Origin of the sequence: Lactobacillus sp. CBA3605, from assembly GCF_002970915.1 — a bacterium.
Lineage (GTDB): Bacteria > Bacillota > Bacilli > Lactobacillales > Lactobacillaceae > Lactiplantibacillus.
The window spans coordinates 2,429,628-2,441,796 of record NZ_CP027190.1; the positions used below are offsets into that span (position 1 = coordinate 2,429,628).

Here is a 12,169-nt window from a genome sequence, read left to right on the forward strand (position 1 = left end):
CATGGAAAGCAAAGCATTATTACAATTAACAGTTAAAGCGGCCGATGATAAACGAGCCGAAGATATCGTGGCCTTAGACGTGGCAGAAGTTAGCTTGATGGCCGATTATTTTGTGGTTTTATCAGCTGATTCACGGCGGCAAGTACAAGCAATTGCCGATAACATTGTGAGCGAAATTCGGCAAGCTGGTTCTGACGTTAAGAGTGTTGAAGGTCGGACGGCTGGCGAATGGATCTTAGTTGATGCCGGTGACGTGATTGTACACGTCTTCCAAAAGGATGCACGGCAACATTATAACTTAGAAAAATTATGGTCCGATGCACCGTTAGTTGCGGTTGATCAATGGGTTAACGCATGATTTACCAAACGTTTGCCGAACTTTACGACGAACTTTTCGATCCAGCCATGTACCAGCAATGGCTGGATTTTGTGCGTCGTGAATTACCTCAGCAGGACGGTGAAATTCTGGAACTTGCTTGTGGCACCGGTCGGCTCGGTGTGTTATTGGCACAGGCGGGTTATCATGTCACCGGTTTAGACTTGTCCGATAATATGTTAGCCTTAGCCCAGCAACACATCGAAGCTGCGGCAGTGGCAATGCCATTATTAGAAGGCAACATGTTAGATCTATCCGAATTAGGCACGTTTTCAGCGGTTACTTGTTTTGCCGATTCATTTTGTTATTTACCAGATTTAGCTCAAGTTCAGACCGCTTTTACCCAAGTGGCGGCACATTTAACGGCAACGGGTAAATTCCTGTTCGATGTTATTACGCCCCATCAAACTGATGAGGTCTATCCGGGCTATATGTATAATTATCGAGATGAAGAACGGGCCTTTATGTGGACCAGTTATGCGGGTGAAGTTGCGCACAGCGCGGAACATGACCTGAGCTTCTTTATTTGGAATGCTGAGAAAGACGCCTTTGATGAAGTGAGTGAACTTCATCAAGAACGTACGTATGTCTTAGCAGACTATCAGCGAGCGTTAGCAGCAGCGGGATTTAGTCAAGTTAAGGTGACCGCTGACTTTGGTCAAGCGGCGCCTAACGAGCAGACAACCCGCTGGTTCTTCGAATGTCAAAAGTAGGTGAAACGGATGCGAGCAGTTGGGGTCATAACTGAATATAATCCACTGCATAACGGGCATCGGTTCCATTTACAACAAGCCCGCGCGCAAACACAGGCTGATTGTACAGTTGTCGTGATGAGTGGTAATTGGTTACAGCGTGGCGAGCCGGCTATTTTAGATAAATGGACACGCACGCAATTAGCTTTAACTGCTGGTGCCGACTTAGTGATAGAATTACCGGTCTTTTTTGCGACACAACCGGCGCATTTGTTTGCGCAAGGTGGGGTCGAATTATTAGCGGCGTTGCAATGCGACAGCTTAGTATTTGGCACTGAACATCCAACGTTGGACTTTGACCACTTGTCAACGGCGTTACCACAGACCCAGGCTGCGTTTAAACAATACAACGCAACGTATGCAACGCAGTTTAATACAGCGTTACAACAGGCGACAGGGGTCACGTTAACTCAGTCTAATGATCTGTTGGGGTTTTGTTATGCGGTAGCAAATCAACAGCTAGGCCGGCCCTTACAACTAGTGCCGATTAAACGGCAAGTCGCCGGGCATAATGATGTGTCAATTTCGCCCACCGAGAAATTTGCCAGTGGAACGGCGATTCGACAGGCAGCCGTTAAACAGGATTGGCCGGCGATTCAGCCGGTTGTCCCGGCGGCGACGTTACAGGCGCTAAAAACGCAACGGCTACAACAATGGTCTGATTTTTGGCCGTACCTGCGTTATCAGCTCTTAACGGGCAGTGTGACACAGAGTCGTGCCTATGATCAAATGGCTGAGGGTTTGGAATATCGGATGCGTGAAATGGGGCAAACTGCGACTGATTTTACAGAATTTATCAGCTTGGTTAAGTCGAAACGGTATACTTATACCCGGTTACAACGCGTGGCAACAGCGGCGCTACTGCAATTAACGCATGCTGAGGTCCAGGCTGCACAACAACATAATTATGTACGCGTACTTGGTTTTACGCCGACTGGGCAGCAGTATTTACATCAAATTAAATCGCAGCTGTCGTTACCGTTGTACACTAAAATCAACAAAAAATTACGGTTACATGAGTTAGCTTTAGATTATCGGGCAGGGCGAGTCTATCAATTGGTTAATGGTCAATCGCAAGATTTGTATCGGCGACCATTGATGCAACCAGCACGGTAATATTGGTTGACTGGCTTGTGGGGAACTGTTATGGTAGTGACCAATGACGGGCTTTTTTACCTGTCAAGGAAAAAACATTGACAAAGGATTTTTACACAGGTATAATTTATCACGTTGCATTAGGAGGTTTTTAAATGAAATGGTCGTTAGGGCAGCTTAAAAGTTACCGGGATGAACCACTTCAGTTTGATGAAGCACTGGATTTAAAAGACGCCCTGATGACGCGTTATCCTGAGATTGTTGACGCTGAGGCGGCCCAAGTTAAGGGCTACTTGTCATATGATCATGGTAATGTGCTAATTTCAGCGGCCGTGACAGTAACCTTAACGTTACCGTCAACCCGGTCGTTGACGCCGGTGTTGGTGCCACTGGCCTTTCAAATAACGGAATATTATGTGCCTCAAGGGGCCGATTTAGATCGGTTTGGTGAGGACGATACGGTAATTATTTTACCGGAAGATGATATTTTGAATTTTGATGTCGCTGTGGAGGATAATATTTTAATTCACATCCCCATGCAGATTCTTTCTGAAGCTGAACAGAATGGTGAACCTTTGCCAACTGGTAATGGTTGGGAAGTCTTCAGTGAAGACGACCTTGCCAAGCAAGCTACAGAACATAAAACTGTTGATCCGCGTTTAGCTAAGTTGAAAAACCTGTTCCCTGATCAGGAAACTAAGGATTAAGTTAGTTAGACCTATCAAAATCACATTTGTGAAATTATTTTAAGGAGGTGTTCGTTGATGGCTGTACCTAAGAGAAGAACATCTAAGATGCGTAAACGCAACCGTCGTGGTCATATTAAATTGGCTACTCCAAACTTGTCAGCTTGCCCAAATTGCGGCGAATTACGAGTTTCACATCACGTTTGCCCAAGTTGTGGATTCTACAACGGTAAAGAAATCGTTAAAGTAAACAACTAATTTGATTTAGTTGATGAAAAGTCGTATCGCGGCCATGGCGCATACTGCTTTTCTTTACGAGATGGATTTAAAAACTCGCTGCGGCGAGTTTTTTTGTTGCTTGTTATGAAAATTAATTTCTCTAAGAATGAAACTTAATGAAATTAATTTTATGAATCACGACAATATCCTTTTATTAAAAGCATTTTTTTGGTACGATTAGCACGTAGTAAAATCTGGGAGGTAAACAACTAATGAGTAATGAAAAACCACAAATTGGTGTCATTGGAATGGCCGTTATGGGCAAGAACTTGGCTTTGAATATTGAAAGCCGCGGCTATAAGGTCGCCATCTTTAACCGGACGGGTGCCAAGACGGAAAAAGTCGTTCAGGATCATGCGGACAAGCAATTAGTCCCTAGCTATAACGTGGCTGATTTTGTTGGGTCACTGGAAACACCACGGCGGATTATTATGATGGTTAAGGCTGGCAAACCAACCGACGCTGTGATTGATGAATTATTACCATTGCTAGATAAGGGCGATGTGTTAATTGATGGTGGGAATACCAACTTTAATGACACGATGGCTCGGAATGCCCGTTTAGACAAGTCGGGGATTAACTTTATCGGCATGGGCGTTTCTGGCGGTGAATTGGGCGCTTTACAAGGCCCTTCATTGATGCCAGGTGGTCAAAAGGAAGCTTATGACCTAGTTGCCCCAATCTTAGAAAAGATTGCTGCTAAGGCCCCTCAAGATGGCGCACCTTGTGTCACTTACATCGGTGCTAACGGTGCCGGTCATTACGTTAAGATGGTCCATAATGGGATCGAATACGGTGATGAAGAGTTAATTGATGAAAGTTACAACATGATGCGAAATGTTGCTGGCTTATCAGTTGATGAAATGTCTGATGTCTTCACCGAATGGAACAAGGGTGAATTAAGCAGTTACCTCGTTGAAATTACTGCGGATATCTTATCCCGTAAAGATGACTTGGGCGCTGACAAGACAAAGCCAATCGTTGATATGATTTTAGACCGTGGGAACAACAAAGGAACTGGTAAGTGGAGTTCCGAAGATGCATTGAACGTCCAAGTGCCACAATCAGTTATCACTGAAGCGGTTTATGCACGTTACATTTCCATGATGAAGACGGAACGGGTTGCAGCTTCTAAGAAGCTAGCCGGTCCTAAGAATGACGTTAAATTACCAGCTAAAGAAGAATTAGTTGAAAAAATTCGTCAAGCCTTATACTTCAGCAAAATCATGAGTTATGCGCAAGGTTTCGAACAATTACGTTTTGCCGCTGAACATTATGGTTGGGACTTGAAGTTTGGTGAATTAGCACAGATTTGGCGTGCGGGTTGTATCATCCGGGCCCAATTCTTACAAAATATCACCAATGCTTTTGATAAGAAGCCTGACTTAAATAACTTGTTGATGGATGATTACTTTACAGATATTGCTGCGAAGTATCAACAATCGACACGTGATGTTTTAAGCTTAGCGGTTCAAGCTGGGGTTCCAATGCCAGCCTTTAGCGCAGCGTTGTCATACTATGACTCATATCGGGCCGAAGTATTGCCAGCAAACTTATTACAAGCACAACGGGATTATTTTGGTGCGCATACCTATGAACGGACTGACCGTGAAGGGGCCTTCCATTATACTTGGTATGAAGAACAATAAAAATTAAAGTTAATCTGAAAAGTTGCAGTCATTTGGCCGCAACTTTTTTTGTGTCGAACATTTGTTTGCGTTAAAATGGACTTATTAACTAAGCGTAAATGAGGTGGGCGTGTGAAACAAGCATCATTGTTCAATCCAGACCGGTCAACCGATAGCCCATTAGCTTATCGGGTTCGGCCGGCGACCTTAGCAGAATTTAAAGGTCAAGACCATTTATTAGGGCCAGGTAAGTTGTTACGACAATTTATTACCCAAGACCAGTTACCCTCACTGATCTTTTGGGGACCGCCAGGGGTCGGCAAGACGACCTTAGCAGAAATTATTGCACAACAAACCCAATCCCACTTTATGACGTTTAGCGCGGTCACTAGTGGGATTAAAGAAATTCGCCAAATTATGGATGAAGCGGAAGCTAATCGGGATTTTGGTGAAAAAACCATCGTTTTTATTGATGAAATTCATCGTTTTAACAAGGCACAACAGGATGCTTTTTTGCCCTATGTGGAACGGGGAGCATCACGTTAATCGGGGCAACAACTGAAAATCCTTCTTTTGAAATTAATGCGGCCTTATTATCACGGTGCAAAGTATTAGTCTTAAAAGAACTGACCGAGGCGGATTTAGAGCAAGTCTTAAAGGCGGCGTTAGCCCATCCGCAAGGCTTTCCGGGCCTAACGATTCACTTGCAGGATGATACATTGGCGTTGATTGCCAACTTCGCCAATGGGGATGCGCGAATGGCGTTGAACACGCTTGAGATGGCGGTCTTGAATGGTGAACGAACAGCGGATCAGCACGTCACAGTTACAGCGGCGAGCTTAAATCAATTAATCAATACGAAATCCTTGCGTTATGACAAACACGGTGAAGAACACTATAATTTGATTTCAGCCTTGCATAAGTCGATGCGCAATAGTGATGTGGATGCGGCAATTTATTGGCTGATGCGGATGTTAGGGGGCGGTGAATCGCCAATTTACATTGCACGGCGGTTAATTCGGTTTGCCAGTGAAGATGTGGGGTTAGCCGATCGACAGGCTTTGCCGTTAACGGTCGCCGTATATCAAGCGTGTCAACTTATTGGGATGCCGGAATGTGATGTTAACTTAACTGAAGCGGTCACTTATTTGGCCTTGGCGCCGAAGTCGAATGCCTTATATATGGCGAAATCTGCGGCGAAAGCGGCCATCAAGACCACCGGTAATCTGCCCGTACCGTTACAAATTCGGAATGCCCCGACACAATTGATGCAAGACTTAGGTTATGGTGAACATTATCAATATGCTCATGATAATCCAGATAAATTAACGGCAATGACCACGATGCCGCCGGAGTTGATGGGACAGACGTTCTATGAACCCAGCGACCAAGGTCAAGAAAAAAGCTGGCAACAACGCTTGGCAGCAATTAAACGTTGGCATGCCAATCATCCGGCGCCATCGTCGCAAGATTAACGTTGTTTATCGATTGCAATTAGCGTAATTCTTGATAGAATGAGATTTAGATGAGGCCTAGGCTAAATTCCAGTAGTAGGAAATTTAGCAAATTCATGTTAAAATAACATGTTGTACCTGTTGTTTGTGGTTAGTTCTCATTTAATCCTGAACAGGTTGGTTGTTAGATAAGTTGAATATTAGGAGTGACTAAAAGTAAATGAGTCGAATATTAATTATTGAGGATGAAAAAAATCTATCCCGCTTTGTCGAACTAGAATTAAAGCATGAAGGTTACGATATTCAGGTTGAATATAATGGTCGTAAAGGTTTGGATGCAGCATTAGCTGAAGATTTTGATGCGATTCTCTTAGACTTAATGTTGCCTGAACTAAATGGGTTAGAAGTTTGTCGACGGGTCCGTGAAGTTAAAAACACCCCAATTATTATGATGACGGCCCGTGACTCAGTCATTGATCGGGTTTCTGGTTTGGACCATGGGGCGGATGACTATATTGTTAAGCCATTTGCAATTGAAGAGTTATTGGCACGTTTACGGGCCTTACTACGACGGATTGATCTCGAAAGTGAACAACAAAGTACGAAGCAAACCACGGTAACTTATAAAGATTTAACGATTGAAAAAGAAAATTTAGTCGTTAAACGTGGTGATGAAGTGATTAACTTAACGAAGCGGGAATACGAATTGCTATTGACTTTAATGGAAAATATCAATGTCGTCTTAGCGCGTGACGTCTTGTTAAACAAAGTTTGGGGTTATGAATCTGAAGTTGAAACTAACGTTGTCGATGTTTATATTCGTTACTTACGAAATAAAATTGATCGACCAGGCGAAAAGAGCTACATCCAAACTGTTCGTGGGACAGGATACGTGATTCGGTCATAATGACTGACACAACAACTGCCAAGACAACGCAACCAAAACGTTGGTCGTTGAAATGGAAATGGGCGCTCGGGACCGCAATCGGGACCGCGCTCATTTTTATTTGTTTTTCATTATTGGTCTATAAGAGTTTCACGAACCTCTTATTACGCCAAGAACAGCGTGACGTTGCGAGTGCCGTGAGCACAATTCAGCAATCTCTGCGAACTGAGTCAAAAGGGCTAACCATTAAATCGGTCGCTGCCAAACTGCAACCGGAAGCTAATGTTGAGCCTAGTAATAATATGTCCAGCCGCCGACAGGGTGCTTTAAAGACGACTTTCTTTTCAGATTCGGAACTAACGGCCTTGTCACGGACTAATCTAGCGGTAACAGTCTATGATCCGGATGGAACGACGCTATATATTTCACGACGTGATACGCATGAATTTAAGCGTAGTCAACAGCGTGCTATTAAGCTCATCGGTCACGGGTCGGCGGCTGAATTGGTGGGCCGTGCACCTATCCGAACGGCCAATAAGGCCAAAGTGATTGGTTATGCGCAAGTGACGGATAGTTTAACCGATTATCATAGTACCACGCATAATTTAATGTGGATTTTTGTGGTGATGACGTTGATTGCCATTTTTGGTGCGACCCTATTAGGATACTTTTTAGCGGCCTTTTTGTTGCGACCGATGTGGCAGATTACTCGGACAATTAGTGCGGTTAATCTCGACCCGCAGACGGATTCACGGGTGCCGGATTTAAAACGTAATGATGAATTGTCTGATTTGGGCCATTTGTTTAATGATATGTTAGATCAAATGCAGCGCTACATCACACAACAGCAACAATTTGTGGAAGATGTTTCCCATGAATTACGAACACCTGTTGCAATTATTCAAGGTCATATGGAATTACTGAATCGCTGGGGTAAGGATGATCCTAAAGTGTTGGCCGAGTCCTTGGCAGCTAGCCTATCGGAAACCAAGCGTATGCAAAGTCTGGTGCAAGAGATGCTTGACTTGTCACGGGCCGAACAATTGGAAATCAACTTTAGTCATGAAACAACCGACGTCCAGAAGTTGGTTGCCCAGGCGTTTAATGACTTTAAGATGATTCACCCGGACTTTCTTTTTACGTTTGATGATGATGTTGAGCAACCCGTCTATGCCCAAATTTATCGGAATCATTTAGAACAAATTCTGATTATTTTACTAGATAATGCGGTGAAGTATTCAACCAAACGCCGCGAAATTCACTTATCCTTGTCGACGGATGTCCGTTATATTGAGGTAGCCGTTCAAGATTTTGGTGAGGGAATTTCAAAAGACAATCTTGATCGGGTCTTCAATCGGTTCTACCGGGTAGATAAAGCACGCAGTCGCGATAAGGGCGGTAATGGTTTGGGGTTATCCATTGCGCAACGGCTGGTGGAAGGCTATCATGGTCGGATTAGTGTTGAATCAGTTGTGGGTCAAGGGTCAATATTTAGATTCCATTTACCGATTTTAAAAGATCCTAAATTATTGGCACAGGCCGCTGATGAGGCGACGACGGTTGAAAAGATTCCAAAGACCGCATTGCCAGCTGGTATTAAGCCAGCGACACCTGATCCAGATGAGCCACCATTAGATGCACATGAACATGAAAAATAAAGGTCACTAGTAAGTCCGCTCAGTAATTTGAGCGGATTTTTGCTATTGCAAAGGTTTTCACAAGCAATAATTACTGTTATAGTAAAAGAGCAGTAATTTTATTTTTGGGGAGGCAACTAGGGTGACAAATGAAACAACTTATCAGCCGATGACGGTCAAGATTTTTTTGCAATTTATTCGATTGAATGCGAAGGCCGCCAGCGTCGTGCCATATTTTATGGGTGTTTTATTTTCAATTTATTATTTTCAAGCATTTAATTGGGTTAATTCACTAATTTATCTCATCGCCCAAGTGGCAATCGCCTTATTTGTCACGGGGTTCAATAATGTGCAGGATTATTATCTGGCCGTCGATTTACATTATCGTGACACGTACAACATTATTGGGCGTGAGCACTTATCGCCACGCCGTTCGTTACGACTAATGCTTGGGATGTTAGCGACTGCCATTATTCTAGGGCTCGTTTTAGTCTCACGGACCAATTTGCTTTTACTATTTATGGGAGCGGCGGCGATTGGCGTCGCAATATTTTATACGTATGGACCGGTGCCATTTTCACGTTTTCCGTTGGGGGAATTATTGTCGGGAACGGTTGAAGGGTTCGGCGTGTTCTTTTTAGCGGTCTATGTTAACGTAGCGACGCCGGTGTTAATGGGCTTTACTTGGGCGTGGCCGCACTTTGCCATTGTTGGTAATTTACAACATATCTTAATCATGATATTAGTGGGATTACCGAACATCTTTTTAGTTGCAAATATTATGTTAGCTGATAATATTTGTGATTTAGATCAGGATGTGCGGAATCAACGTTATACGGTGCCTTATTATATCGGGAAAGCACGGGCTTTGAAAGTCTATGATTGGTTAGCGTTGCTCAGTTATTTACCGGTGCTTGTGAGTGTTGGCTTACAAATTTTACCTATTTATCAATTATTAGTTGTTTTGGCGCTACCAAAAATCATCAAAAATATCAAAACCTTCAATGCCGTTCAAGTGAAGGAAACGACGTTTAATACGGCGCCACAGAATTTGATGTTGTTTCAAGGGTTGCAGTTAATTGCGCTTATTCTAGGAATTGTTTTTTAAAGTTCACCTAAAAAAATACGTTAATCACAGTCCAGTAAGGGCGTGATTAACGTATTTTTGTGGTTAATTAATGATGATGACGTTGCTGTTTACCCGCATTTCGACCCGCACCATCAGATTGATGTGGCGTTGGGGTATCGGTCACTGAATTTTCAGTTGCGTTAACTGGTTTAGCGCCACCAACGGCACTCGGCGTAGGCGTCTTGATTGGATGCTTCTTTAAATCAGCTTCAACTTCCCGTCGAATTCGAGGACGGAAATAGTTGATGATTAAAGTTTGTAAGCAGGCGAACAGGCCGCCAACGAAGAAGTAGAGGCCCAAACCGGCTGGCGCTGACATGGTTACAAATAAAATCATGACGGGGCTGACGACTAACATGGTCCGCATGGCCTTACGTTGCTCAGCGGGTAACCCAATCATTGAGAGGTAACCTTGGGCTAGGTAAGAAACGAATGCCAGAATTGCCAATAGGAGACTAGAGTGACCTAAGGCAATTCCCATAAACTTAGCACTAGAAAGTTCTGGTGAGTAGCGAATCGCATAATACAAGGCTGAGAAAATTGGAAATTGAATCAGTAATGGTAAACAGCCAATGCCGCCAGTCATACTAATCCCATTATCACGGTAGAGTTGCATCATTTCGTTGCTGACAGCGGCCTTTTCAGCCTGTGTTGTGGCTTGCTTTTGCCGTGCTTGAATATTAGCTAATTGTGGCTTAACTGCCGCCATTTTTTCTTGTTGATAGGTCGATTTACGTTGTTGATTAATCATCATTGGCAATAAGACTAACCGCACGATGACCGTTAAGCCAATAATAGCCCAACCGTAATTGTTGCCGAACAACTGTGATAACCATTGCATCACAATTTGTCCAGGTCGCGCTAAGTAGTCATATACGAAGCCGTATGGTTTACCAGCTTTTGAAACCTGTACACAGCCACTAAGTAGCAACGCTAAGCTGGACAGTGCCAGTGTAACGGTGAGGCCTTTTCTCTTTTTCACTTGATCATAATCCCCTTTATTTTAGTCATATAAGCATGATGATACTAGAGATGGCAGGGGATTTCAATTGGTTATCCGAAAATTATGATAGTTTTGTGGTTCAACATCGTGCACAATGAGGTGCTTGACGCGACCAAAGTCAGTCGGTGATTGTTTGATGACGTCAATGAAAACTTGAATGCGTTGATCTTCACCTTCAGCTTCAATGAAGACTGAGCCATCCATTAAATTACGAACGATGCCATTGACACCGCATTTATCCGCAGCAGCCTTGGTGGCCCAGCGAAAGCCGACGCCTTGCACGCGACCGCTAACTTGTAATGTTACTGCTCGCATATTGTCACTCCCTTTTAAAGCTATATTATCTATAATAGCATGGAAGTTAGTCGGGAGCGATATGCTATACTTGTCTTTAACTAAAACGTTCATCAGAGGAAGGTTTTCGCATGGAAAAAATTAATTCGTTGCAAAATGCCCACGTGAAGGCGTGGAAAAAACTACAGACGAAAAAGGGTCGTCACCAACAAGGCTTATACTTATTGGATGGGTGGCATTTGGTTAATGAAGCGGTCAAAGCCAAGGTTTCAATCAAAACACTGCTGTTAACCGAAAAACAACTAGCAACTAAGCCAGATTTAACGCATTTTCCTGACGTCATTGAAATCTCAGAGGAAGTTGCCAGTCATATCAGCGCAACCGTGACACCACAGGGGGTCTTTGCGTTAGCTTTGCTGCCTAAGCCAGCCGCTGATCCTTTAGCCCAGCTGGATTTAAGTCGGCCATGGTTACTGCTAGATAATGTGCAAGATCCAGGTAATATTGGCACCATGGTACGGACTGCGGATGCAGCGGGCTTTGCCGGGGTGGCGTTCGGGACTGGTACCGGTGATATTCATCAACCTAAAGTGGAACGGGCTATGCAAGGTAGCCAATTTCATTTGCAATTAATTAGTACGGATTTAGCGGCGCTGGTGACCCAGATGAAAGCACAAGGGTTGCCGATTTATGGATCAGAATTAAACCCACAGGCGGCAGCGTACTTAGATGTGGATGCCCCCGTGAGTTTCGGACTGATTATGGGTAACGAAGGCAACGGTATGAGTGCTGCTTTATTGGCCCAAACGACTAAAAATTTGTATATCCCAATTAAAGGCCGAGCCGAATCGTTGAATGTTGCGATTGCGGCTGGAATTTTGATGTTTGGTCTAAATCGTTAAGTTGTCGTTAGAATTAGGTGGTTGCTGAACAAAATACTTTCAAAATAG

At 43.7% G+C, this 12,169-nt stretch carries 12 protein-coding genes and 1 pseudogene; 11 read left to right on the plus strand and 2 right to left on the minus strand.

Going from position 1 to position 12,169, the window contains the following annotated elements:
• Position 1: 1 nt before the first annotated feature.
• The 10 genes and pseudogenes from rsfS (at position 2) to C5Z25_RS11835 (ending at position 9,901) form a co-directional block, all read left to right on the plus strand.
• Positions 2–358, plus strand: a complete 357-nt coding sequence (rsfS, locus tag C5Z25_RS11790) for a ribosome silencing factor (protein ID WP_105448270.1) — start codon at positions 2–4, stop codon at positions 356–358.
• Entirely contained in the window at positions 355–1,089 is a 735-nt protein-coding gene (locus tag C5Z25_RS11795; protein ID WP_105452749.1) for a class I SAM-dependent DNA methyltransferase, read from the plus strand. The genes rsfS and C5Z25_RS11795 overlap by 4 nt, the downstream gene beginning before the upstream one ends.
• 9 nt (positions 1,090–1,098) lie before the next feature.
• Positions 1,099–2,244 carry a nucleotidyltransferase gene (locus tag C5Z25_RS11800; RefSeq protein ID WP_105452750.1) on the plus strand — a complete coding sequence of 382 codons (1,146 nt, stop codon included), beginning with the start codon at positions 1,099–1,101 and terminating at the stop codon, positions 2,242–2,244.
• 134 nt (positions 2,245–2,378) lie between these two features.
• Positions 2,379–2,930: a YceD family protein gene (locus tag C5Z25_RS11805; protein WP_105452751.1), complete on the plus strand. Its 552-nt coding sequence runs from the start codon at positions 2,379–2,381 to the stop codon at positions 2,928–2,930.
• Positions 2,931–2,987: 57 nt separating this feature from the next.
• Positions 2,988–3,167, plus strand: a complete 180-nt coding sequence (gene rpmF / locus C5Z25_RS11810; protein WP_105448274.1) for a 50S ribosomal protein L32 — start codon at positions 2,988–2,990, stop codon at positions 3,165–3,167.
• A 233-nt stretch (positions 3,168–3,400) separates the two neighbouring features.
• Positions 3,401–4,837 (plus strand): NADP-dependent phosphogluconate dehydrogenase, encoded by a 1,437-nt coding sequence (gene gndA / locus C5Z25_RS11815; protein ID WP_105452752.1) that lies wholly within the window; start codon positions 3,401–3,403, stop codon positions 4,835–4,837.
• Between the two features lie 111 nt (positions 4,838–4,948).
• A pseudogene (locus C5Z25_RS11820) lies at positions 4,949–6,291 on the plus strand (replication-associated recombination protein A).
• Between the two features lie 199 nt (positions 6,292–6,490).
• Positions 6,491–7,177: a response regulator transcription factor gene (locus C5Z25_RS11825; RefSeq protein WP_105452753.1), complete on the plus strand. Its 687-nt coding sequence runs from the start codon at positions 6,491–6,493 to the stop codon at positions 7,175–7,177.
• Positions 7,177–8,814 (plus strand): HAMP domain-containing sensor histidine kinase, encoded by a 1,638-nt coding sequence (locus tag C5Z25_RS11830; protein ID WP_105452754.1) that lies wholly within the window; start codon positions 7,177–7,179, stop codon positions 8,812–8,814. Before C5Z25_RS11825 ends, C5Z25_RS11830 begins: the two co-directional genes overlap by 1 nt.
• 148 nt (positions 8,815–8,962) lie before the next feature.
• Positions 8,963–9,901: a UbiA family prenyltransferase gene (locus C5Z25_RS11835; protein ID WP_105452894.1), complete on the plus strand. Its 939-nt coding sequence runs from the start codon at positions 8,963–8,965 to the stop codon at positions 9,899–9,901.
• Positions 9,902–9,968: 67 nt separating this feature from the next.
• On the opposite strand, the gene yidC is transcribed toward C5Z25_RS11835, so the two are convergent.
• Positions 9,969–10,904 carry a membrane protein insertase YidC gene (gene yidC, locus C5Z25_RS11840; RefSeq protein ID WP_105452755.1) on the minus strand — a complete coding sequence of 312 codons (936 nt, stop codon included), beginning with the start codon at positions 10,902–10,904 and terminating at the stop codon, positions 9,969–9,971.
• 63 nt (positions 10,905–10,967) lie between these two features.
• Positions 10,968–11,240 (minus strand): acylphosphatase, encoded by a 273-nt coding sequence (locus tag C5Z25_RS11845; protein ID WP_105452756.1) that lies wholly within the window; start codon positions 11,238–11,240, stop codon positions 10,968–10,970.
• Positions 11,241–11,350: 110 nt separating this feature from the next.
• Between C5Z25_RS11845 and C5Z25_RS11850 the strand changes: the two genes are divergently transcribed.
• Entirely contained in the window at positions 11,351–12,121 is a 771-nt protein-coding gene (locus C5Z25_RS11850) for a TrmH family RNA methyltransferase (protein ID WP_105452757.1), read from the plus strand.
• Positions 12,122–12,169: the final 48 nt, after the last annotated feature.